Source organism: uncultured Aquimonas sp. (assembly GCF_937888285.1).
GTDB lineage: Bacteria > Pseudomonadota > Gammaproteobacteria > Xanthomonadales > Xanthomonadaceae > Aquimonas.
Genome location: NZ_CALART010000040.1, coordinates 1 through 23,640, shown reverse-complemented (window position 1 = coordinate 23,640; position 23,640 = coordinate 1). Strand labels below are relative to the sequence as shown.

The following is a 23,640-nucleotide window of genomic DNA, read 5'->3' as shown; positions in this document are numbered from 1 at the left end:
AGGCAGACCCCACACAGGACAGGCCATGACCGATATCCCCGTCCGCCTTGAGACCGCGACGCCCGACGTCGCGGCGCCCTCGGCATTGTCGGAGCGGGTCAACCTGTTCGATCTGGATCGCGCCGGCATGGAGCGCTTCTTCGTCGAGGTCCTCGGCGAGAAGCGCTTCCGCGCGCACCAGATCATGAAGTGGATGTACCACCTGCATGTCACCGACATCAGCCAGATGACCGATGTCGGCAAGGTGCTGCGGGCCAAGCTGGAACAGCACTGCGAGATCCGCCCGCCCAATGTGGTGCTGGACAAGGCCTCCAACGACGGCACCCACAAGTGGCTGCTGGGCATGGACAGCTCGAATTCGATCGAGGCCGTGTTCATTCCCGACAAGGGCCGCGGCACCCTGTGCGTGTCGAGCCAGGTCGGTTGCGGCCTGAACTGCCAGTTCTGCAGCACCGCCACCCAGGGCTTCAACCGCAACCTGTCCACCGCCGAGATCATCGGCCAGGTGTGGACGGCGTCGAAGCACCTCGGCAACAAGGCCCATCAGCACCGCAAGCTCACCAACGTGGTGATGATGGGCATGGGCGAGCCGCTGCTGAACTTCGACAACGTCGTTCGCGCGATGTCGATCATGCGCGACGACCTTGGCTTCGGGCTCGCCAACAAACGCGTCACCCTGTCCACTGCGGGGCTGGTGCCGATGATCGATCGCCTGGCCGAGGAGTCCGACGTCTCGCTGGCGGTTTCGCTGCACGCCCCCATCGATTCGCTGCGCACCGAGCTGGTGCCGCTGAACAAGAAATACCCGATCGCCGAACTGATGGACGCCTGCGTGCGCTATGCGATGCGCAAGAAGCGCGAGTCCATCACTTTCGAATACACGCTGATGCGCGGCGTCAACGACCGGCCGGAGCATGCCCGCGAACTGGTGCGGCTGATGCGTCGGTTCGCGAACATCGTGCAGTACGCCGATGCCGCCAAGGTCAACCTGATCCCGTTCAACCCCTTCCCCGGCACCCGCTTCGAGCGCAGCAGCGAGGAAGACATCCGGGCTTTCCAGAAGATCCTGCTCGACGGCCAGGTGCTGACCATGGTGCGTCGCACCCGCGGCGACGACATCGACGCCGCCTGCGGCCAGCTGAAAGGACAGGTGTTGGATCGCACGCGTCGCCAGGCTGAGTTCCTGCGTACCCTGAACACAGCGAAGGTGGACGATGCGGCAGCCTGAGCACGGTCTTCTTGCCCTTGCATTGGTGCTGGCCCTCGCCGGCTGCGCCACGACCGGGGGCGGCCCACGTGTGGATGAGGATTCGCCCGCTGCGATCGCCGCAGCCAACCAGGTTCAGATGGGGCGCGCCTACATGCAGCGTGGCCAGCTGCAGATTGCGCTTGAGCGCCTGACCAAGGCGCTTGAGCTGAACCCGCGCTCCACCGATGCGCACACGGTCATCGCGGTCCTGTACGAGGAAATACGCCGGCCCGAGCGCGCAGAGACGCACTACCGTCGCGCCGTCGAGCTCAAGCCGGACGACGGTTCGGTCAACAACAACTACGGGCAGTTCCTGTGCCGCTCGGGTCGTTTTGCCGAGGCGGACGCACGCTTCGCGAAGGCCATTGATGATCCCTTCTATCCGACGCCTGCGGTGGTGTTCACCAACGCAGGCGTCTGTGCGATGAAGTCCGGAGACCTTACTGCGGCGGACCGCTACCTGCGCCTCGCGCTGGAGACCGAGCCCGCCAATCCGGAAGTTCTGCTGGATCTCGCCCAACTGCAGCTCGCGAAGGGCGAGCCGCTGCGGGCGCGTGCTTTCCTGCAACGCCATGAGGCGGTTGCCGCTGCAAGGCCGGATGCCTTGGAGCTGGGGATCGCCATCGAATCCGGGCTGGGCAATGCGGCAGCGGTGGACCGCTACCGCGCGCGCCTGCGCACGGAATTTCCCGATCATGAAACCGCACCGATGCTCCAGGGGGAGCCAGGGATCCAATGAGCGGATACAAGCATGAGGGCGCCGGGGCGCCCGAAAGCGCGGTTGTAGAGCCCGCCGTCGCCGGCACGCCGGGACTTGGCCAACGCCTGCGTCAACGACGCGAGGCCATGGGCATGGACGTCGCCGAGCTGGCGTCGAAGCTGAAGCTGCGCACCCAGATCATCGAGGCGATCGAGGCCGATCGGCTGGATGCGCTGGGCGCTGGCGTGTTCACGCGAGGCTATCTGAGCGCCTACGCCAAGGCGGTCGGCATGCCGCTGGTGGTGCTGGATGCGGTGCCGGCAGCCAAGACCACCGCGCCGAACCTGGTCATCCACGTCAAGCCGCGCTACGGCACCGTCCTGGGCCGCTACACCAGTCGCCTGGGGCATGTGTTCCTGACGGCTGCGATCGTGGTGCCTTTCATCTGGATGGCGACCTCGAACCAGCTGCCCTCGCAGCGGGCGACGCTGACTTCGCTGGATGTGTCGACTCCCAGCGTGGGGCCCGTGCAGACGGGTTCGGCATCGGCACCGCCCGAGGTGCAGGTGATGGCATCGCTGACGCCCATGTTCCCGCCGCGACCCTCCGCACCGAGTCTGGATGTCGGCGTGCTGCCGCCGGCGGCGGCTGCGCCCGATTCGATCGACGTGCCAGCGCCCGAGGCCGATGCACCCGCCGCAACGGTGGGCGCGAACGCCGCCGGTTTGAGCCTCAGCCTCACAGCGGACAGCTGGGTGGAAGTCAGCACTTCCTCGGGCGAAGTGCTGGAGGCCTCCCTGCTGCGCGCCGGCAGTAGCCGCAGTTTTCCCGTGGATGCAGGCCTCAGGGTCTCGCTGGGCAACGCGGGTGGTGTAGAGCTGCGCCTGAATGGCGAGTCAATCGATGTCTCCGCCTTCCAGCGTGCCAATGTCGCCCGCTTTAGACTCGGCGCGGACGGCGCCTTGGCGCCGGCCAATCCCGGCTGAGCTTGCACCTTCCAGTCCCGCTCCCGCTTCGGGAGCCTGAATCCCTGCACGGAATACGTAATGTCGATCGAACTGATGGATGAGCATGAGCGCGGCGAACGCGTTCGCACCTGGCTGAAGGACAACGGCAACGCCCTGCTCGGCGGTGTCGCCGTGGGCCTGCTCGGATTCTTCGGCTGGCAGTGGCATCAGGGCTCCCAGCTGCAGGCGCAGTACGACGCCGCCAATCAGTTCGAGGCGCTGCGCAAGGCGGTGACCGCCAAGCAGCCCGAGACCATCGGCGAGGTGGCCGGCGGCATCGGCGAGCGTTTCAAGGATTCCCCGTACGTCGCCCTGGCGGAACTGCAGGTCGCCCAGACCAAGCTGGATGCGGGCGACCTCGACGCGGCAGCGGCTGCGCTGGCCAAGGCGCAGGCTGCCGCGAAGGATCCGCTGCTCGCCAATCTGGCCGGTCTGCGTCTCGCGCGTGTCCGCCTGGCGCAGGGCCAGCTTGACGAGTCGCTGCGGCTGGCAGGCGCCGCGGAACCCAGTTTCCCCGGGCTCGCCGCCGAACTGCGCGGTGACGTGCTTCGCGCCCAGGGCAAGACCGAGGAAGCGGTGAGCGCCTACCAGGATGCCCTGACCCATCTCGATGCAACCCTGCCGACCCGCGGACTGGTCGAGCTGAAGCTCGCCGACCTCGGCGCACCTGCGTCGAAGGAGTCCTGAGGATGCGGGCGGCGTGGCAGGCTCTGGGCCTGGCGGCACTCGCGCTCTCCATCGCCGCCTGCGGCGGTTCAAGGGTCAGCAAGCGCGAGAACATCCAGCCGCCGGCTGAGCTCGTGGATTTCGATGCCGCCGTCAGTGTCGACCAGGTCTGGAAGCGCTCGATGGGCGACGGCGAAGGGCGCATGGGTCTTCGCCAGCGCCCTGTGGCTGGCGACGGCAAGCTCTACTTCGGCAACGTCAAGGGCGAGGTGCTCGCGATCGACGTGCAGACCGGACGCGAGGTCTGGAAACAGCGCTTCGAGGGCCTGCGATTCGGCGGTGCGCCGGGCTTCGGTGAAGGCACCCTGGTTGTGCCGACCCTGGACGGGGTCGTGCTGGCGCTCAACCCGGACAACGGCAATGAGCGCTGGCGCGCCGATGTCACCTCGGAAGTCGTTGCCCAGCCCGCCGTAGGCCGCGGCCTGGCGGTCGTGCGCTCGAACGATGGTCGCCTGTTCGGCTATTCGATCACCGACGGCAGCCGCCGCTGGGTGTTCGACCGCGCTCTGCCGAGTCTGACGCTGCGTGGCAACAGCCCGCCGCTCATCGTCGACACCGCCCTGTTCGTCGGCTACGACGACGGCAGCGTGGTGGCCCTGCGCCTTGAGAACGGCTCGCCCGTGTGGGAGCAGCCGGTGTCGGTCGGCGAAGGCCGCACCGATCTCGACCGCATGAGCGATGTCGATGGCGAGATCGCGTTTCGCGAGGGCATCCTCTTCGCCGGCAGCTACCGTGGCCAGGTCGTCGCCTTCGAGGCGCTGAATTCGCGCCCGCTGTGGAACCGCGAGATGTCCGTCTATGCGGGCTTGACCCTTGCCGGTGAGGCGGTGCTGGCGGCCGACGATCGCGGCAACGTGTGGTCGCTCGACCAGCGCTCCGGATCGGCCACCTGGAAGCAGGATGCGCTCGCCCATCGCTGGCTGAGCACGCCTGCCTATCACGCGGGCTATGCAGCAGTTGGCGATGTCGAAGGCTATGTGCACTGGATGAGCATGGACGACGGCCGCTTCGTAGGCCGCGCCCGGATGGGCAAGCAGCCGATCAAGGGCAGTCCGCTGGTCGTGGATGACCTGCTGATCGTCACCAACACCGACGGCGAGGTCGCGGCCTTCCGCGTCCGCTAGGCGCCCGTCTGCGCCCGCCTGCAGAACGCGCCGTGGCGACACGGCGCGTTCTGCGTTTTCCGGAACTTGGGGCAGACTGTCTGCTCCGCCGACGTGCCGGGCTGTCGTCCGATGCCGTCGATCGTGCTTGAAAGGATCCACCCGTGCTGCCTCTCGTCGCCCTGGTCGGCCGCCCCAATGTGGGCAAGTCCACCCTGTTCAATGTCCTCACGCGCTCGCGCAATGCGCTGGTCGCCGACCAGCCGGGCCTGACCCGTGATCGCCAGTACGGCGTGTGCCGACTCGGCGAACGCCCCTTCATGGTCGTCGATACCGGCGGTATCGGCTCCGAGGAAGGCAGCCTCGGCGAGCGCGCGGAAGTGCAGAGCTGGGCTGCGGTGGACGAAGCCGACGTGCTGCTGTTCATCGTCGACGCGCGCGCCGGCATCACGCCCGACGACAGCGAGATCCTGCGCCGCCTGCGGCGCCAGTCGAAGCCGGTGATCCTGGCGGTCAACAAGACCGACGGCCTGGACGAGACCAGCGCGCTCGCCGAGTTCGCGCGCTTCGGGATCGATTCGATGCTGCCGCTGGCGGCCTCCCATGGCCGCGGCGTGCTGCATCTGATTGAAGCGCTGTACGCGCGGATACCCGAAGCGGGCGAGGGCGATATCGACCCCGGCCTGGAGGACCCGACCGATCGCCTGCGGCTTGCGATCGTTGGCCGGCCGAACGTCGGCAAGTCCACCCTGGTCAACCGGATCTGTGGCGAGGAGCGCGTGCTGGCCTCGGAAGTCGCTGGCACCACCCGCGATTCGATCGCAGTCGATCTCGAGCGTGACGGCCGCAAGTACCGGCTGATCGACACCGCCGGCATCCGCCGCAAGGCGCGCGTCGAGGAAGCCATCGAGAAGTTCAGCGTGCTGAAAGCGCTGCAGGCCATCGAGCAGAGCGAGGTGGTGGTGTTCATGCTCGACGCCAGCGAGGGCGTGACCGAACAGGACGCGACCGTGCTGGGCCACGTGCTGCAGGCGCAGCGCGCGCTGGTGGTCGCGGTGAACAAGTGGGATGGCCTGAGCCAGTACCAGAAGGACCAGTGCAAGGCCGATCTGGAACGCCGCCTGGCCTTCGTCAGCTATGCCCAGATCGTGACCATCTCGGCCAAGCACGGGACCGGACTGCGCGAGCTGTTCCGCGCGGTGCACAAGGCGCACGAGTCGGCCACCAAGACCATCGCCACGCCCGAGATCAACCGCGCGCTGGAAGCCGCCTTCGAGGCTTTCCAGCCGCCGATGGTGCGCGGGCACGTGGCCAAGCTGCGCTATGCGCACATGGCGGGGCACAACCCGCCGACCATCGTGGTGCACGGCTCACGCCTCAAGACTCTGCCCGACAGCTACAAGCGCTATCTGGAGAACTTCTTCCGCAAGCGCTTCAAGCTGGTCGGCACGCCCATCGCCCTGCTGTTCCGCGATGGCGACAATCCGTACAAGGACAAGCCCAAGCCCGAACTGAGCGATCGCCAGAAGGCCAAGCGCAAGCGCCTGATGCAGTTCGTCAAGCGCAAGTCCTGAGCAGGCTGCGGCGCATGGATCCTCTGCTGCAGGCTCTTTTCGATTCGGTGCCGCAGCCGGCGCTGCGTATTGAAGCCGTGCCGGTGCCCCGCGCACTTGGGCGCGTCTATGCCGGCGTGGCGCGCGAGGGGCTGCAGCCCGGCGATGCCCTGACCCCGCGTCAGATCGGCCTGCTGGCTGCGTCCGGGGAAGCCCGCGCCGACGTCTATCCGCGGCCTACGGTCGCTGTCTTCAGTTTCGGCGATGCCCTGCTGCAGGCCGGCGAACCGCAGGCCGAAGGTCGCACGCATGATGCTGCCAGCCCGATGCTGCAGGCCCTGCTGGCCGAGCAGCGCATCGAGTCCTTGGCCTGGCCGGCATTGCCTCAGCACCCCGAGCGCATCGACGCCGCCTTGGGCGACGCGCTGGACAGCTTCGATGTGGTCCTCCTGAGCGCGACCGAGGCTGCAGGGCCCGTTCTGGTCGAGCGCCTGCCGCGGCTCGGCGTGCCGATGCCGACGGTGGAAGGCGCGCCGCGCGCCTGGCGCAGTTCTCGCGCCCGCCTGCTGTGGCTGTCGTCGAAGCCCGCTGGACTGCTGGAACAGTTCGCGGGCTGGGTCGCGCCGACGATCGCGGCCCTGCAGTACCGGGGCCACGGGTGATCCACGAAATCGATGCCGCCGAGGCGTTGGTGCGCCAGCAGGCGGGTGCGCTGCTGGTCGACGTGCGCGAGGACAGTGAGCGGGCGGCCGGCCTGCCCGCGGGTGCGATTCCGCTGCCGCTGGCGCGCGTCGCCGCCGATATCACGGGCTTCTCCGAGCTGCACAGCGAGATCCTCCTGATCTGCGCCGCCGGCATGCGTTCCATGCGTGCGGCCTCGCAGCTGCGCGCGCTGGGATACACGAACCTGGCTTCGGTACGCGGCGGCTGCGGCGCGTGGCGCGCGCAGGGTCTGCCCTGGGCGGGCCAGCAGGAGTCACCGGACTTCCTGGAGCGCTTCGATCGTCACCTGCGCCTGCCGCAGGTCGGCCTGGAAGGCCAGCGGCGCCTGCAGCGCGCGCGCCTCGCCATCGTCGGGGCGGGCGGCCTCGGTTCGCCGGTGGCCCTGTATCTGGCGGCGGCGGGCGTCGGCCACATCCGACTGATCGACGATGACCGTGTCGATCGCAGCAATCTGCAGCGCCAGGTGCTGCACACCGATGCCGCGGTCGGCGCCTACAAGGTCGATTCGGCGCGTGAACGGTTGCTGGCGCTGAATCCGCACCTCGATCTCGACACCCGCGCGCAGCGCCTGGGCGCCGACAACATCGAGCGGCTGTTCGGCGGCGTCGATCTGGTGATCGACGGCAGCGACAACTTCCCCACCCGCTATCTGGTGTCCGATGCCTGCGTGAAGCTCGGGCTGCCCATGGTCTACGGCGCCGTCGAGCGCTTCGCCGGGCAGGTGGGCGTGTTTGCCGCGGGCGTGCGGCGCGGACATTCGCCCTGCTACCGCTGTCTGTTTCCCGAGCCCCCGCTGGAAGCGCCGAACTGCGCGGAAGCCGGCGTGCTTGGCGTGCTGCCGGGCCTGATCGGCCTGCTGCAGGCGAATGAGGCGCTGAAGTTCCTGCTCGGCATCGGCCGCGTGCTGGATGGCCGCGTGCTCAGCGTGGATGCGCTGCAGATGGGCTTTCGTGAGATCGGTGTGCCCGCGGATCCCGAGTGTGCGGTCTGCGCGCCCGGGAGGGAGTTCCCGGGCTATGCGGATTACGGGCGGTTCTGCAGCGCTGGCGGGTAGGGGCCGGGTTCGCGACGAGTGGGTAGGTCACGGTGGGCCGGGGCCCATCCTATGGGAAGCCCTGTTTTGAATGGCGGGAACAGCGGGCTGCGTCCCTGGCAGGTTCGGCTTCTGCCGTATGCAATAATTCGCGGCTTTCACGCCGGGTCCACTCCATGACCGCACGCCTGCTGGATGGCAAGCGTATTGCCGATGAACTGCTTGCCGATCTCGCCCGCCGCGTCAGCGACCGCGTCGACGGCGGGCGCAAGCCGCCTGGGCTCGCTGTGGTGCTGGTCGGTGCCGATCCCGCCTCTGCGGTGTATGTGCGCAACAAGCGCCGCGCCTGCGAGCGCGTGGGCTACGCGAGCTTCGCCTTCGATCTGCCGGCCGACACGCCGCAGGCCGAGTTGGCCTCGCTGATCGATCGCCTGAATGCGGATCCCGAGGTCGACGGCATCCTGGTGCAGCTGCCGTTGCCGCCGCAGATCGACGCGCAGGCGGTGCTGAACCGCATCGATCCGCGCAAGGACGTCGATGGCTTCCATCCCGAGAACGTCGGCCGCCTGGCCCTGCGCCAGCTTGGGCTGCGGCCGTGCACGCCCAAGGGCATCGTGCATCTGCTGAGCCACACCGACCGCCCCGTGCGCGGGCAGCAGGCGGTGATCGTGGGCGTCTCCAACCATGTGGGCCGGCCGATGGCACTGGAGCTGCTGATCGCCGGCTGCACCACGGTCTGCTGCCACCGTTTCACCCCGCGCGAGACCCTGCGCCAGCACGTGGAGGCGGCCGATCTGGTGGTGGTCGCCGTGGGCAAGCCGGGCCTGGTCCCGGGTGAGTGGATCAAGCCGGGGGCGGTGGTGATCGATGTCGGCATCAACCGCCTGCCCGACGGCTCATTGACCGGTGATGTCGGCTTTGAAGCGGCGGTCGAACGCGCAAGCTGGATCACGCCGGTGCCCGGCGGGGTCGGCCCGATGACCGTGGCAACGCTGATGCAGAACACCTGGGAAGCCAGTCTTTTGCGCGAGCTTGACCGCGCTTGAGTCAGGTTCGTTGTGTCATGAGCGCGTCGCTTGCGCCGTAGACACTGGCCGTTGGCAGGGAGCCTCGCCGTGAATCGAATTCCGCTGAAATCCGTGGTCCGCATCGCTGCGCTGGGCGCCGGCCTGCTCGCCCTGTCCGGCTGCGCCTCGATCGTCAACCGCGCCAGCGAGCGCTTCGCCGACAACCTCGGCCGCGGCATCCTCAACCAGGACGATCCGTCCACGGTCGCCGAGGGGCTGCCCGCCTACCTGCTGCTGCTGGATGGCCTGCTCGAAGGTGATCCGCAGAACGCCGGCACCCTGCGCGCCGCCGCCCGCCTCTACGGCGCCTATGCCGGCAACTTCGTGGCCGAACCCGAGCGCGCGGCGCGACTGTCCAAGCGCGCCTTCGACTACGCCCAGCGCGCGGCCTGCATCGACCAGGTCGCGCTGTGCGCAGCGCTCAAATCGCCCTTCGACGCCTGGGAAGCGGCCGTCAATGCGCAGTCAGGCGAGCAGGCCGCCGTGCGCCTGTACGCCCTGGGCAGCGCCTGGGCCGGCTACATCCAGACCCACAGCGACGACTATGCGGCGATCGCCGCGATTCCGCGCGTCAGCCTGCTGCTGGAGCGTGCGGTCACGCTTGAGCCCTCCCTCGATCAGGGGATGCCGCATGTCTACCTCGGCGTGTTGAACTCGCTGCGCCCGGCCGCGGTCGGTGGCCAGCCGGAGCAGGGCAGGGCGGCCTTCGAGCGCGCGATCGAGCTCTCCCAGGGGCGCAACCTGATGGCGCGCACCCTGCTGGCGCGGCACTACGCGCGCCTGGTGTTCGACCAGGAACTGCACGATGCCCAGCTGAAAAAGGTTCTGGATGCCGATCCCAATGCGCCCGGCCTGACCCTGATGAACACCCTGGCGCAGGCCCAGGCCCGCGCCCTGCTGGACGATTCGAAGAACTACTTCTGAGCCGGAGCCCTTCATGCGCATTCTGTTGACCCTCGCATTCATGCTGCTGGCCCCGCTCGCGCAGGCGCAGAGCTTCAAGATCGCCACGCTCGCCCCTGAAGGCTCCAGCTGGCTGCGCGAGATGCGCGCCGCGGCCGAGGAGGTCAAGCAGCGCACCGAAGGCCGCGTGGAGTTCCGCTACTACCCCGGCGGCGTGATGGGCGACGACGCCACGGTCATGCGCAAGATCCGCCTGGGCCAGCTGCAGGGCGGCGCATTGACCGCCAGCGAGCTGTCCCTGGTCTATCCCGATGCCGTGGTCTACGGCCTGCCATTCCTGTTCGAGAACCACGCCCAGGTCGACGCGGTGCGCCGCGACGTCGACCCACTGCTTAAGTCAGGCATCCGCGACAAGGGCTTCGAAGTGCTGAGCATCTCCGGCGTCGGCTTCGCCTACATGATGAGCAGCAAGCCGCTGCAGAGCATCGAGCAGCTGCGTGCCGGCAAGGTGTGGATTCCGAACAACGATCTGATCAGCGAACGCACCTTCACCGCTGGCGGCGTCAGCCCGATTCCGCTGCCGCTGTCCGATGTGTTCACCAGCCTGCAGACCGGCATGATCGATATCGTCGGCAATACCCCGGCGGGAGCGATCGCCCTGCAGTGGCACACCCGGATCAAGCACCTGTTCGACGCCCCGCTGGCTTATGTGGTGGGCTATGTGGTGCTGGATCGCCGCGCCTTCGGGCGCATGAGCGAGGCCGACCAGGCCGTCGTGCTCGAGGCCTTCGGCAAGGCTTCGCAGCGCATCGATGCGGAAAACCAGCGCGCCGACGAAAGCGCGCTGGCGGCCTTGCGCAGCGAGGGCATCCAGCTGTTCAAGCCCGACGCCACCGAGCTGGCGCGCTGGCGCGAGTTCGGCCTGTCGGTGCGCAGCAGCATGGTCGAGCGCAAGGAGCTGAGCGCCGAGATGGTCGAGGCCGTGACCAGTCGCGTGCCAGCCGCGGCTCCGTGAGTCGCTGCGCGTGAATCGACTGCTGCGCGGCCTGCACCGTCTTGAAGATGGGCTGTTGGCGGCCCTGCTGCTGCTTCTCCTGCTGCTTGCCGTCGGGCAGATTGGACTTCGCTGGATCGCCGACACCGGCTGGCTGGAGGGCGAAACCGTGCAGCGCACGCTGGTGCTGTGGATCGCCCTGCTCGGTGCGCTGGGGGCGGCACGTGAGCGCCGGCATCTGGCGCTGGACCTGCTGTCGCGGCTGCTGCCGCCCCTCGGCCGGCGCATCGTCTGGGCGCTCGCTCAGCTCGTTGCTGCCGCGCTGTGCGCCGTGATGGCCTGGTATGGCTGGAGCCTGATCGAGCTGGAGCGTGAAGCGCCCGGCGTCCTGTTCGCCGGCGTACCGAGCTGGGCCGGCATGCTCATCATTCCGTTCGGCTTCGCGGTGCTGACGCTGCGCTTCCTGATCGCGGTCGCGCTGGGTCCGCCAAGCGATGCGTCGGCAGCCGAGGGCAGCGCCGCATGAGCTGGGCCTGGCTGCTGCTGCTCACTGCCGCCCTGCTGGGCGCGCCGCTGTTCGTGTTGATCCTTGGCGCGGCCTTCATCGGCTTCCACCAGGCCGGCTACGACCTCACCGTGGTCGCGGTGGAGTTCCACCGTCTGGCCGGCATGCCGGGCCTGACCGCGATTCCGCTGTTTACCGTTGCCGGCTATCTGTTGGCCGAAAGCCGCGCCCCGCAGCGCCTGCTGAAGCTGTCGGACGCACTGCTCGGCTGGCTGCCGGGCGGCATCGCCATCGTCGGGCTGGTGGCCTGCGCCCTGTTCACCGCGTTCACTGGCGCCTCGGGCGTGACCATCGTGGCGATGGGCGCGCTGCTGTATCCGGCGCTGAAGGCGGCCGGCTTCGACGAGCGCTTCAATCTGGGGCTTGTCACCAGCGCCGGCAGCCTCGGCCTGCTGTTCGCGCCGTCGCTGCCGCTGATCCTTTATGGCTTTGTCGCCGGCCAGCTTGGCACCACGCCCTCGGTCAGCATCGAAGATCTCTTCATCGCCGGCATCCTGCCCGGGCTGCTGATGATCGTCCTGCTCGGCGTCTACGCGGCCTGGCACGGTCGTGCGCTGCATGCGCGCTCCGAGCCCTTCGCCTGGTCGCGCGTGTTGGAAGCCACGCGCGATGCCGCCTGGGAGATTCCGCTGCCCGTGCTCGTGCTGGGCGCGATCTACTCCGGCGCGCTGGCGGCCTCGGAGGCTGCTGCCATCACCGCGCTCTATGTGCTGGTGGTGACCGTGCTGGTGCGCCGCGAGATTCCGCTCAGGCGTCTCCCGGGGCTCTTGGCCGAGTCGATGCGCATGGTCGGCGCCATCCTGATCATCCTCGGTGCCGCGCTGGCGCTGTCGAACTGGCTGGTCGACGCCGAGGTGCCGACGCGCCTGTTCGAGTGGATCCAGGGCGCGATCAGCAACCCGCTCACCTTCCTGCTGGCGCTGAACCTGTTCCTGCTGGCAGTGGGCATGCTGCTCGACGTGTTCGCCGCGATCGTGATCCTGGTGCCCCTGCTGGTGCCGATCGCGATCGGCTACGGCATCCACCCGGCGCACCTCGGCGTGCTGATGCTGGCCAACCTGCAGCTCGGCTATTTCACCCCGCCGGTGGGCATGAACCTGTTCATCGCCAGCTACCGGTTCAAGGTGTCGATCGGCCGCCTGGTGCGCGCCTGTCTGCCCTTCTTCCTGATCCTGCTGCTGGCGCTGGGGCTGATCACCTACGTGCCCTGGCTGTCGCTGGCCTTGCTTTGAGGGCCGGGATTGGGGATTCGGGATTCGCAGCTGGCGGAGTCGAGATTGAGGGGGAGCCCACCCTCGGTCGAACCAGGATCACGCAAATCTGCGCTAACGCCGGCCCGGCACCCCGGCCTATAATGTCGCGCTTCTTCCCTCCGGAGCCCGCCGCATGCGCATCCAGGTTGAAGCACTGACCTTCGACGACGTCTCGCTGATTCCCGCCCATTCGGCGGTGCTGCCCAAGGACGTCAGCCTGGCCACGCGGCTCACGCGCGGACTCAAACTCAACCTGCCGATCGTGTCCGCCGCCATGGACACCGTCACCGAAGCGCGCCTGGCCATCGCCATGGCCCAGCTCGGCGGCATCGGCATCCTGCACAAGAACATGGGCGTGGCCGAACAGGCCCTGCACGTGCAGCAGGTCAAGAACTTCGAAGCCGGCGTCATCCGCGAGCCCTTCACGGTCGGCCCGAACACCACCATCGGCGAGGTCATCACGCTGACCCGCAAGCGCAACATCTCCGGCGTGCCGGTGGTCGACGGCAACCAGCTGGTCGGCATCGTCACCAGCCGTGACATGCGCTTCGAGAAGCGGCTGGATGCACCCGTCAGCGCGATCATGACCGCCAAGGACAAGCTGGTCACGGTGGGCGAGGGCGCCAGCGACGACGAGGTGTTGAGCCTCATGCACCAGCACCGCATCGAGAAAGTTCTGGTGGTCGACGATCAGTTCGCGCTGCGCGGCCTGATCACCGTCAAGGACATCCAGAAAGCCCGCGACAACCCCAATGCGGCCAAGGACAGCGACGAGCAGCTGCTGGTGGGCGCGGCCGTGGGAGTCGGCGGCGACACCGAAGCGCGCGTCGCCGCACTGGTGCAGGCGGGCGTCGACGTGATCGTGGTCGATACCGCGCACGGCCATTCGCAGGGCGTGCTGGATCGCGTGCGCTGGGTCAAGAAGAATTATCCGAACGTGCAGGTCATCGGCGGCAACATCGTCACCGGCGAGGCCGCGCTGGCCCTGCTCGACCACGGCGCCGATGCGGTCAAGGTTGGCGTGGGCCCGGGCTCGATCTGCACCACCCGCATCGTGGCGGGCGTCGGCGTGCCGCAGATCACCGCGATCGACCTCGTCGCCACCGCGCTGAAGGACCAGATCCCCTTGATCGCCGATGGCGGCATCCGCTACTCGGGCGATATCGCCAAGGCCATTGCCGCTGGCGCCTCCACCGTGATGATCGGCGGCCTGTTCGCCGGCACCGAGGAAAGCCCCGGCGAGACCGAGCTGTTCCAGGGCCGCAGCTACAAGAGCTACCGCGGCATGGGCAGCCTGGGCGCGATGGAGCAGGGCAGCAAGGACCGCTACTTCCAGGACGCCTCGGACGCCGACAAGCTGGTGCCTGAAGGCATCGAAGGCCGCGTCCCGTATCGCGGCTCGGTGCGCAACATCGTCCACCAGCTGGCCGGCGGCCTGCGCGCCTCGATGGGCTATGTCGGCTGCGCCAGCATCGAAGACATGCGCAGCAAGCCGAGCTTCGTCCGCGTCACCAACGCCGGCGTCCGCGAAAGCCACGTCCACGACGTGCAGATCACCAAGGAGCCGCCGAATTACCGCGCAAGCTGATCGCTTGCGCGGCGGGAATCGGGAATTGGGAATCGGGAATCGGAACAGCCCGCTGCGCACAGGCGCCGCGAGAATCCGACTCGCGTTTCAGTCTCCGCTCTCGCGCGGCGCGCTCTGAACGATTCCCCATTCCCGATTCCCCATTCCCGGCTCTCCATGAACATCCACAGCGACAAGATCCTGATCCTCGACTTCGGCGCGCAGTACACCCAGCTGATCGCCCGTCGCATCCGCGAGATCGGGGTGTACTGCGAGATCTGGGCCTGGGATCACGACCCCGCCGAGATCGCCGCCTGGGGTGCGAAGGGCGTCATCCTTTCGGGTGGGCCGGAGTCCACGGTCGAAGCGGGCTCGCCGCGCGCGCCGCAGCAGGTGTTCGATGCGGGTGTGCCGATCCTCGGCATCTGCTACGGCATGCAGACCATGGCCATGCAGCTGGGCGGCAAGGTCGAGGCCGGGCACGAGCGCGAGTTCGGCTATGCCGAAGTCGAAGTCAGCGCGCCCTGCGGATTGCTCGATGGCCTGAAGGATCACGCCGGCTCGCCGCCTCGCTTGGATGTCTGGATGAGCCACGGCGACCGCGTCACGGCGGTGCCGCCGCAGTTCCGCATCACCGCGCGCACCGAGAGCGTCGCCATCGTCGCCATGGCCGACGAGCAGCGCCGCTGGTACGGCGTGCAGTTCCACCCTGAGGTGACCCACACCAAGTCCGGCACCGACATGCTGCGGCGTTTCGTGGTCGACCTCTGCGGCTGCCAGACCCTGTGGACCGCCGCCAACATCATCGAGGACCAGATCGAGCGCGTACGCGCCCAGGTGGGCGAGGGCGACGTGCTGCTGGGCCTGTCCGGAGGTGTCGATTCCAGCGTGGTCGCGGCCCTGCTGCACCGTGCCCTGGGCGATCGTCTGACCTGTGTGTTCGTCGACACCGGCCTGCTGCGCTGGCAGGAAGGCGACCAGGTCATGCAGATGTTCGCCGCCAACGCCGAGGCCGGCGGCATGGGCGTCAAGGTGATCCGCGTCAACGCCGCTGAGCGCTACTACGCCGCGCTGGCTGGCGTCGAAGACCCCGAAGCCAAGCGCAAGATAATCGGCCGCCTGTTCGTCGAGATCTTCGACGAAGAGGCCGCCAGGCTCAGCAACATCAAGTGGCTGGCGCAGGGCACGATCTACCCCGACGTCATCGAGTCGGCCGGCAGCAAGACCGGCAAGGCCCACGTCATCAAGAGCCACCACAACGTCGGCGGCCTGCCCGAGCACATGAAGCTCGGCCTCGTCGAGCCGCTGCGCGAACTGTTCAAGGACGAAGTGCGCCGCCTCGGCGTCGAGCTGGGCCTGCCGCGCGAGATGGTCTACCGCCATCCGTTCCCGGGCCCGGGCCTCGGCGTGCGCATACTCGGCGAGGTCAAGGCCGAGTACGTGGAACTGCTGCAGCGCGCCGACGACATCTTCATCCGCGAACTGCGCGCCCATAACCTCTACGACCGGACCAGCCAGGCCTTCGCCGTATTCCTGCCGGTCAAGTCCGTCGGCGTCGTCGGCGACGCGCGCGCCTACGAATGGGTCATCGCGCTGCGCGCGGTCGAAACCATCGACTTCATGACCGCCCACTGGGCGCATCTGCCGTACGACTTCCTCGGCACCGTCTCCACCCGCATCATCAACGAACTGCGCGGCGTCTCGCGCGTGGTCTACGACATCAGCGGCAAGCCGCCGGCGACGATCGAGTGGGAGTGAGTGCCCGAGGCCAGGCCCGGCGCCAGGCCCGGCTCTCTTTTTCACGCCACCGGGCCGTGCCGAACGCCGGCCGGTAAGCGCGAGCAGCGTGTCCTGCAGTTGCCTGTCGGTGAACTTGCGTAGGGCTGAAGAGTGCGGCGCTGAGAATCGGCATGGCGCGCGAGTGCCCATGGTGAGCGCAAGGGCGCCGGACCGCGCGTCAGCGAGCCCGGACCAGTGCCGGACTCGCGACCCCGGATCAAGGCCTGGATGGACGTGATCTGTGTTGCCCTAATCGATCGGCAGGGCGATTGGACGGATGGGCGCACCATCGGCGCCGCGCAGCTTCATCGGTGCGCCGATCCAGGCGAACTGGTACACGCGGTCGGCGGCCAGTGCCTCGAGATTCACGTTCTGCATGATCGGTACGCCATGCTCGCTGAGCATGCTGCTGTGCACGGGTATCCAGTTGTCCGCTTCCTGTGACGGCCAGACATCGGTGCTGATGTTGTCCACGCCGATCACGATGGCGCCGAGCTTGGCCAGATGCTCCGCTGCCTCCCGTGTCAGCCCGGGGGTGTTGTGCAGATAGGCCGCCGCATCACTGAACAGTCGCATGCGGCCCGTGCGCACCATCACCACGTCGCCCTCGACCACCTCCACGTCCTGACTGCGCGCGGCCTTCTCAAGGTCGGCAACCGTGATCCCGTAGGACTCCGGCAGTACGTCGACCCCCTTGCTGCGCGCGATGTCCAGCAGCACTCCGCGCGCAATGATGGGCGGAAACTTCTCGATGCCGCCGCGCTTCCAGCCGCGGTCGCCGAGATGGACCTCGGCGCTGAAACCGTTGTAGATCCGGCCGCCGAGCCCGAAGTGTGCGAGCGAGTCGATGTGGGTGCCGGTATGCACGTACATCGAAATCGCCTGACCCGAGTAGGTGATTCGCCGATTCTGCGTCTCGCCCAATCCGGTCGGGTCGTCGACGACGGTGCCTTGCGGTGTGTGGATGTTCCAGATCTGGTAGCGCGGCTGACCCAGGAAGTAGTAGCTGGGCATGCCGACGTAGTACTCGACGCTGAGATCGTAGGTCTTGCCGCTGCTGATGCGCTTCAGCACGTCAAGCGTGGAGGACTCGCTGATCCTGTTCAGCGCGCCGATTTCGTCGGCTCTTCCCCACGGGCTGCTGGCGGGGGAGGGCAGACTGACGGCGGCACTGGGCTGAAAAGAGATGGCCGCGATGAGCAGCGACGCAGGAAGGGATTTGGGCTGTGGCATGCGGACTCCAGATGACGCGGCCGACACTGGCCGCGAGTCGGAGAATGAATCTGCAGTCCGTGCGCTTGAAACCGGAAAAACTTGTGCGTGTCGCTCGACGCGCTCGAACGCCGCGCCTCGCGGGCGCGATACTGGGTCTCGGCTTCAAGCAGGCCGTGCCTGCCGCAGCCGATCGAACAGCCAGCGCGCCGCGGGGCCAGCGTCGACATGGCAGGCGACGCTGAGCTCGACACGCGGCTTGGGGCTCGACACCACGCATTCGATCAGCCGACCTTCGGCCACGGCGGGTGCTGCCAGATGGACGGGCAGAAAGCCCACGCCGAGACCGGCCAGTTGAGCTTCGTACTTCGCCGCCAGGCTTCCCACCGTGAGCACGTCGGAGGCTCCGGTGATGCCCGTGCTGTCGGGAGGGTTCAGACGCGACGCGTCTGCGGCCATGACCACCCGGTGTTTGCGGATCTCGGCCGGGCGTAGCGGCTGTCCTGCCGAGGCCAGCGGGTGTCCTGGAGCCACTGCGAAGACAAAGTCGATGCTTGCCACGGGGGCATGCATGAGGTCCGGCAGGCGGCCGCGCGGCAACGCGCAGACTGCCACGTCAGCCTGCCGGGAAATCAGCGCCTCCCAGGCGCCGCCGAGTACCGCCCTGTCGATGCGCAGGCGGCTCGGATGTCCGGCCTTGTAGAAGTCCTGGATGGCGGCGAGCGCTGTCGCACTGGGGAAGAGCTCGTTCAGGCACACGCGCAGCTGCGCTTCCCAGCCGCCGCCCTGGGCGCGCAAGCGGCGTTCAAGCGCATTGGCCTGATCGAGCAGGGAGCGCCCCTCTTCAAGCAGCAGGCTTCCCGCTTCGGTCAATCGTGCGCGATGTCCGCTGCGGTCGAACAGCTGTACGCCGAGGTCGTCCTCCAGCTTGCGCACCGTGTAGGAGAGGGTCGACGTGGTCCTGTGCACTTCATCCGCGGCAGCAGCAAAGCTGCCGCGGCGGGCAATGGCTTCGATCACCTGCAGCGCATCCAGCGAGAGCCTGAACATGGAGTCTTCGATGACTTCGAACGAGTGCGCGAAAACTATCAACTTTCTCGCACATGGATTCGCGCCCAGCCTCTGCGCTCCCGAAAGGATGGGTCTGGAGTGCACTGAATGGAGCGTCTGTACAACCTCGCCCTGCTGTCTGTGGCTGGCAGTCTGATTGCCGCGGTGTATGCCTCCGCCAAGCTTGCGGGTTCGGCGGGGCTTGGGCCGCTTGGACTGTTGGCATGGCAGTTGGGCGCTGCGTCCTTGATCCTGGGTGGGATCTGCCTGGCGAATGGGACTTGGCCGCGCCTCGATCCCGAGCGCCTCCGCTATCTCGCCTTGGCCGGCATGCTCGGCGTGAGTGGGCCCAACCTGGTGACCTTCCACGTGCTGCAAGACTTGCCCGCTGGCGTGGTCGGCGTGGTGGCTGCGCTGTCTCCACTCTTCACCTACCTGATCGTCATCGTCTTGCGTCAGGAGGCCCCCAAACTGGGAGCCATCCTCGCTCTGCTCGCGGGTTTCATCGGCGTCGCCTGGGCCCTGTGGCCGGCTGGCAAGCCGCTGTATCCGCTGGGCGCAGCCATGGCTGCGGTGCTGGCGCCCCTGTTGCTGGCGGCTGCCAATGTCTATCGTTCTTTCGCTTGGCCGGAAGGATTGGCGCCCCTCCCCGCAGCGGCCGTGACGCTTCTGCTGCAAGCCATCGTGATCGTCCCGATCGCCGCGCTGCGGGGACAGCTCCCCGACGAGTCCGCCTTTGCGACGGCTGCTGTGCCCCTGGGCGTGGCGGCTCTCGGGTCGGCTGCGTTCTTCCTGGCAACGTTCCGACTTCAGCGTCGTGCAGGGGCGGTGATCACGGGGCAGCTCGGATACGTGATCACCTTGGCTTCGCTTGCCATAGGCGCTGTGCTGTTCGAAGAGCGGCCGAGTGCGGAAATGGCTTGGGCCGTTCTACTTGTGGTCGGCTCCGTGCTGTCCCTGACATCGTCACGCGCCACCCCTGCGCCGCATGCGCGCGCCGAGCAGTGAGTGCGAACCCCTGCGCAAAGCTGCAGGCAGGTCAACTCGGCGACGTGGGAAGCACCTGGCGTCGCAGGGCGACAGCATCGCATGCATCCGTCTGATCGCGCCCAAGGGCTGGGCTCGAAACGCATGAACATCGAGCCATGTGCGGCAGCAGCTCGGCAGTACGAACGCTGGCAGCTGTCCATCTGCGACATCTGCCACCGGCTGCCCAGCGCAATCGCGCTTGCTGCTAGTCTCCGTCCACCGAAAGATCAACCGGGGGCGGTGATGTTCACGCGTGCGTGCTGTGGTTTCTCCCTGCTGGCCTTGATGACGGGTGCTACTGCACTCGCGCAGGCCCCTGCGATCGAACCTCTGGCCGATGCCGTTGCCGACGAGGTGCTGGCCTGGCGCCGCGACATCCACCAGTTCCCCGAGCTCGGCAACCGCGAGTTCGAGACCTCGCGCAAGGTGGCGGAACACCTGCGCGCACTCGGCATCGAGACGCGCACCGGCATCGCCCATACCGGCGTGGTCGGCCTGTTGAATGGCGGCAAGCCTGGGCCGCGGATCGCGCTGCGGGCTGACATGGATGCGCTGCCGGTCACCGAGCGCACGGGCCTTCCGTTCGCGTCGACTGTCACCACCGAATACAACGGCAGCACGGTCGGCGTGATGCACGCCTGCGGGCACGACACCCACGTCGCCATCCTGATGGGCGTGGCGCAGGCATTGGCCGGCATGCGCGATGAGCTGCCGGGCGAGGTCATGTTCATCTTCCAGCCCGCCGAGGAAGGCCCGCCCGAAGGCGAAGAAGGCGGCGCCGAGTTGATGCTGAAGGAAGGTCTGTTCGTCGACTTCAAGCCCGATGCGGTGTTCGGCCTGCACGTCATCGCGGGTCTGCCGGTGGGCAAGATCGGCTACCGCGGCGGGCCGACCATGGCCGCGGCCGACAGCTTCCGTATCGTGGTGAAGGGCCGCCAGACCCACGGTTCGCAGCCCTGGGGCGGTATCGACCCGATCGTCGCCGCCGCCGACATCGTCAGCACGGCGCAGACTCTGGTGAGCCGCCGCACGGACATCAGCACGCTGCCGGCGGTGCTCAGTTTCGGCGCCATTAACGGCGGCGTGCGCAGCAACATCATTCCCGACGAGGTCGAGCTGATCGGCACCATCCGCACCTTCGACTCCGCCGTGCGCACGCGCATCCAGGACCAGCTGCGCGATCTCGCCACCCATGTGGCCGCGGCGCACGGTGCCACGGTCGAGGCGCAGATACCCAGCGAGGCCGGCTATCCGGTCACCCGCAACGACGAAGCTCTGACTGCGCGGATGCGGCCCAGCTTGGAGCGCGCGGCGGGCGCAGGCAATGTGCTGGCGATGCCGCTGATCCTCGGCTCGGAGGACTTCTCCTTTTTCGCCAACGAAGTGCCCGGCCTGTTCTTCTTTGTTGGTGCGACCTCGACGGACCAGGACCCGCGCAAAGCGCCGACCAACCACTCGCCGGAGTTCGTGGTCGACGAAGCGGCGCTGCCGCTGGGCACGCGGGCGATGCTGGCGGTGGCGCTGGATTTCCTGCATGCGCAACCTTGACGGGTATCCGCTGCATTCGTTGCGATCATTGCGAACGTTGCGAGCAACGTTTTGACGGGCGGCGAGAGCGCGTCGGACGCGTGGTGTTGAAAGGTCCGGCATTGGTGCGCCGCAGGCGCACCCTATCGCGTGCAGTCGTTTGTGCTTCGCTGTAGGCGCGGCGTCATTCGATGTCGTAGGGTGCGCGTGCCGCGCACCGGGCGCTTTGGCCGACGGCGTTGATCGTTTGATTGCGATGGGCTCAATCCTGCTGTCGCATACGGTGACGGTGCGCCGCAGGCGCACCCAACGCGTGCAGTTGTTTGGTCTTCGCTGCGGGCATGGCGTCATTTGATGTCGTAGGGTGCGCGTGTCGCGCACCGGGCGTGGCACGTGACTCCTTCAATGTCCGCGGGTTCTGACTCGACCTTGAGGTCGTGGTCCAAACTGAAGCGACAGCCTCAATCGGTCGCTGCCGTCCTGACTCAACGCGATTACGTGAGCCGGCTGCGCTCCATCAGCGCCTTGAATGGCGCATCCGCCGGCAGGGTGCCGAAGCTGTAGCCGTGCTCGCCGCCGAGACGCGAGCGGCAGAGGGTGTCGGCCACCGCGGCATCGCCGGCGCGGATCAGTTCCGCGCCCTGCAGGGCCAGCGCGGTGTCTTCGACCAGGCGGCGGCTGCGGGTTTCGAGCGCGTCGCTGCGCCCGAAAGCCTGCTGCAGGCGCTGCAGATGGGCGTCGTAGTCCGCGTGCGCGCCGCGCACCGACTCAAGCTCGGCGAACAGCGCCTCGCGGCAGTCGGGCTCACGCGAGAGCGCGCGCAGCACGTCCAGGCACTGCACGTTGCCGCTGCCTTCCCAGATCGAGTTGAGCGGCGCCTGCCGATACAGCCGCGGCAGGATGTTCTCCTCGACGTAGCCAATTCCGCCCAGGCATTCCTGCGCCTCGTTGACCTGCATGAGCGTGCGCTTGCAGACCCAGTACTTGCCGATGGCGGTGGCGATCCGGCCGAACGCGGCCTCGCGCGGGTCGCGCGGACTGGCGTCGATCGCGCGCGCCACGCGCAGGGTCAAGGCGAGCGCAGCCTCGCTCTCGAGGGCGAGGTCAGCCAGCACATTGCACATCAGGGGCTGTTCGCTCAGCAGGCGACCGAAGGCGCGTCGCTGCGCGGTGTGGTGCAGGGCGTGGCTCAGCGCGGCGCGCATCGTTGCCGCCGAACCGATCATGCAGTCGAGGCGGGTCAGTGCGACCATGCCGAGAATGGTCGCAACGCCACGACCTTCCTCGCCCACGCGCCAGGCCAGCGCGCCGGTGAACTCGACTTCGGCCGACGCATTGCTCCAGTCGCCCAGCTTGTCCTTCAGCCGCTGGATGCGCACCGCATTGAGGCTGCCGTCGGGCAGGATCCGCGGCAGCAGGAAGCAGCTGAGTCCGCCCTCGGCCTGCGCCAGCACCAGATGCGCATCGCACATCGGCGCGGAGTAGAACCATTTGTGGCCAACGATGCGGTAGCTGCCATCGCCCTGCGGATGCGCGCGGGTGCTGTTGCTACGCACGTCCGAGCCGCCCTGTTTCTCGGTCATGCCCATGCCGATGGTGCAGGCAGTCTTCTGGGCGGCCGGCAGGCTGCGCGAGTCGTAGTCGCGGGCGGTGATGCGTGGCAGCCAGTCGGCGGCCAGTTCCGGGGCATGCCGCAAGGCTGCGACCGCGGCATGGGTCATGGTCAGCGGGCAAGCGGTGCCGGCCTCGGCCTGACTGCACAGGTACATCAGCCCGGCGCGGGCGACGTGCGCGCCTGGCCGGTCCGCGTGGTTCCACGAGAGCGCATGCACGCCCGCGTCCATCGCCACCTGCATGATCCGGTGGTAGGCCGGGTGGAACTCCACTTCGTCGATGCGTCGCCCGTAGCGATCGAAGGATCGCAGGCGCGGGCGATGCAGATTGGCCTGCTCGCCCAGCGCCACGAGTTCTCCGCCTGTACGCCCACCCAGATCGGACAGCTGGGCCGCAGCCCAGCCGCCGCCGTGACGCTCGACGTGTTGCCTCAGTACGCCGTCCGCCAGCCAGAGATTGCAGGCGGGCAGGGGCGTGGGGAGGTTGTCGAGCGTGTGGGTGTCGAAGTGGGTGGGATGCATGTGGCGTCTTGTGAGGCCTGTTGCTTCAGGTCGGCGGGATACCGTCGTTCTCGACCTGCGGATCCTTGCTGCTGAACTGGTTGCCGTAGGTGTCGCTGAACACGATCTCGAAGCAGAAGATCGACTGCTTCGGGTCGGCGTTCACGTCGGTCAGAATCAGCGACTGCTGGTCGGCCGGGATGGCCCAGGTCAGCTGGTCAGATGTATCGAAGGGGTGACGCTGGACGTTGATGCCGACAATGCGGAAGCCGCGGCTGATCATCGTATAGGTGATGGTTTCAGTCTTGCCCTGCTTGACGGGCGATGGCTCTGCGCTGAATGCGATCCCGTAATCTGGGAAAGCTCCATTGATCGATACGCTGATGCTCTGACTCATTTCAGTTCCTTGTTGGTGGTGGTTGGTCAAGGTGCAATCCACCCAAGTTTAGCAGCCCCGCATCTAGCCTCGGGGGCGGCGCTTCCGCA

General features: G+C 67.6%; 21 protein-coding genes. 17 read left to right on the top strand and 4 right to left on the bottom strand.

What is annotated here, in order from left to right:
• The first annotated feature begins 25 nt into the window (after positions 1-25).
• From rlmN to guaA, 15 genes are all read left to right on the top strand, one after another.
• On the top strand, positions 26-1,228 hold the full coding sequence (gene rlmN / locus Q0654_RS09920) for a 23S rRNA (adenine(2503)-C(2))-methyltransferase RlmN (RefSeq protein ID WP_298853299.1): 1,203 nt from the start codon (positions 26-28) through the stop codon (positions 1,226-1,228).
• A gap of 25 nt (positions 1,229-1,253) precedes the next feature.
• Positions 1,254-1,988: a type IV pilus biogenesis/stability protein PilW gene (pilW, locus tag Q0654_RS09915; RefSeq protein ID WP_298853297.1), complete on the top strand. Its 735-nt coding sequence runs from the start codon at positions 1,254-1,256 to the stop codon at positions 1,986-1,988.
• A complete protein-coding gene (locus Q0654_RS09910) occupies positions 1,985-2,935 on the top strand; it encodes a helix-turn-helix domain-containing protein (RefSeq protein ID WP_298853294.1) in 951 nt (316 codons plus the stop codon). The genes pilW and Q0654_RS09910 overlap by 4 nt, the downstream gene beginning before the upstream one ends.
• 60 nt (positions 2,936-2,995) lie before the next feature.
• Entirely contained in the window at positions 2,996-3,643 is a 648-nt protein-coding gene (locus tag Q0654_RS09905) for a tetratricopeptide repeat protein (protein WP_298853292.1), read from the top strand.
• 2 nt (positions 3,644-3,645) lie between these two features.
• Complete coding sequence (gene bamB, locus Q0654_RS09900; protein WP_298853290.1) at positions 3,646-4,806, top strand: outer membrane protein assembly factor BamB; 1,161 nt, start codon at positions 3,646-3,648, stop codon at positions 4,804-4,806.
• A 143-nt stretch (positions 4,807-4,949) separates the two neighbouring features.
• On the top strand, positions 4,950-6,359 hold the full coding sequence (der, locus tag Q0654_RS09895; RefSeq protein ID WP_298853288.1) for a ribosome biogenesis GTPase Der: 1,410 nt from the start codon (positions 4,950-4,952) through the stop codon (positions 6,357-6,359).
• 14 nt (positions 6,360-6,373) lie between these two features.
• Positions 6,374-7,000 carry a hypothetical protein gene (locus tag Q0654_RS09890; RefSeq protein ID WP_298853286.1) on the top strand — a complete coding sequence of 209 codons (627 nt, stop codon included), beginning with the start codon at positions 6,374-6,376 and terminating at the stop codon, positions 6,998-7,000.
• Positions 6,997-8,115 carry a molybdopterin-synthase adenylyltransferase MoeB gene (gene moeB, locus Q0654_RS09885; RefSeq protein WP_298853284.1) on the top strand — a complete coding sequence of 373 codons (1,119 nt, stop codon included), beginning with the start codon at positions 6,997-6,999 and terminating at the stop codon, positions 8,113-8,115. The genes Q0654_RS09890 and moeB overlap by 4 nt, the downstream gene beginning before the upstream one ends.
• Positions 8,116-8,270: 155 nt before the next feature.
• On the top strand, positions 8,271-9,140 hold the full coding sequence (gene folD, locus Q0654_RS09880; RefSeq protein ID WP_298853282.1) for a bifunctional methylenetetrahydrofolate dehydrogenase/methenyltetrahydrofolate cyclohydrolase FolD: 870 nt from the start codon (positions 8,271-8,273) through the stop codon (positions 9,138-9,140).
• Between the two features lie 69 nt (positions 9,141-9,209).
• Positions 9,210-10,085, top strand: coding sequence for a TRAP transporter TatT component family protein (locus Q0654_RS09875; protein ID WP_298853280.1), 876 nt, complete (start codon positions 9,210-9,212; stop codon positions 10,083-10,085).
• Between the two features lie 13 nt (positions 10,086-10,098).
• Complete coding sequence (gene dctP, locus Q0654_RS09870) at positions 10,099-11,079, top strand: TRAP transporter substrate-binding protein DctP (protein WP_298853278.1); 981 nt, start codon at positions 10,099-10,101, stop codon at positions 11,077-11,079.
• A gap of 10 nt (positions 11,080-11,089) precedes the next feature.
• Positions 11,090-11,584: a TRAP transporter small permease gene (locus Q0654_RS09865; protein WP_298853276.1), complete on the top strand. Its 495-nt coding sequence runs from the start codon at positions 11,090-11,092 to the stop codon at positions 11,582-11,584.
• The gene (locus Q0654_RS09860; protein WP_298853273.1) at positions 11,581-12,855 is read left to right on the top strand and encodes a TRAP transporter large permease subunit; all 1,275 of its coding nucleotides are present in this window, start codon (positions 11,581-11,583) and stop codon (positions 12,853-12,855) included. Before Q0654_RS09865 ends, Q0654_RS09860 begins: the two co-directional genes overlap by 4 nt.
• Positions 12,856-13,009: 154 nt before the next feature.
• Complete coding sequence (gene guaB / locus Q0654_RS09855; RefSeq protein WP_298853269.1) at positions 13,010-14,464, top strand: IMP dehydrogenase; 1,455 nt, start codon at positions 13,010-13,012, stop codon at positions 14,462-14,464.
• A 156-nt stretch (positions 14,465-14,620) separates the two neighbouring features.
• Positions 14,621-16,201 carry a glutamine-hydrolyzing GMP synthase gene (gene guaA, locus Q0654_RS09850; RefSeq protein WP_298853266.1) on the top strand — a complete coding sequence of 527 codons (1,581 nt, stop codon included), beginning with the start codon at positions 14,621-14,623 and terminating at the stop codon, positions 16,199-16,201.
• A 270-nt stretch (positions 16,202-16,471) separates the two neighbouring features.
• Here guaA and Q0654_RS09845 read toward each other — a convergent pair whose 3' ends face one another.
• Positions 16,472-17,455, bottom strand: coding sequence for a cyclase family protein (locus Q0654_RS09845; RefSeq protein WP_298853264.1), 984 nt, complete (start codon positions 17,453-17,455; stop codon positions 16,472-16,474).
• Positions 17,456-17,599: 144 nt separating this feature from the next.
• Entirely contained in the window at positions 17,600-18,484 is an 885-nt protein-coding gene (locus Q0654_RS09840; protein ID WP_298853262.1) for a LysR family transcriptional regulator, read from the bottom strand.
• A gap of 108 nt (positions 18,485-18,592) precedes the next feature.
• On the opposite strand from Q0654_RS09840, the gene Q0654_RS09835 reads away from it, so the two are divergent.
• Positions 18,593-19,492 (top strand): DMT family transporter, encoded by a 900-nt coding sequence (locus Q0654_RS09835; protein WP_298853260.1) that lies wholly within the window; start codon positions 18,593-18,595, stop codon positions 19,490-19,492.
• Between the two features lie 264 nt (positions 19,493-19,756).
• Positions 19,757-21,061, top strand: a complete 1,305-nt coding sequence (locus Q0654_RS09830; protein ID WP_298853258.1) for an amidohydrolase — start codon at positions 19,757-19,759, stop codon at positions 21,059-21,061.
• Between the two features lie 473 nt (positions 21,062-21,534).
• Here the strand turns inward: Q0654_RS09830 and Q0654_RS09825 are convergent, their stop codons facing one another.
• Positions 21,535-23,175 (bottom strand): isovaleryl-CoA dehydrogenase, encoded by a 1,641-nt coding sequence (locus Q0654_RS09825; protein ID WP_298853256.1) that lies wholly within the window; start codon positions 23,173-23,175, stop codon positions 21,535-21,537.
• Between the two features lie 25 nt (positions 23,176-23,200).
• Complete coding sequence (locus Q0654_RS09820) at positions 23,201-23,551, bottom strand: DP-EP family protein (protein ID WP_298853254.1); 351 nt, start codon at positions 23,549-23,551, stop codon at positions 23,201-23,203.
• Positions 23,552-23,640: the final 89 nt, after the last annotated feature.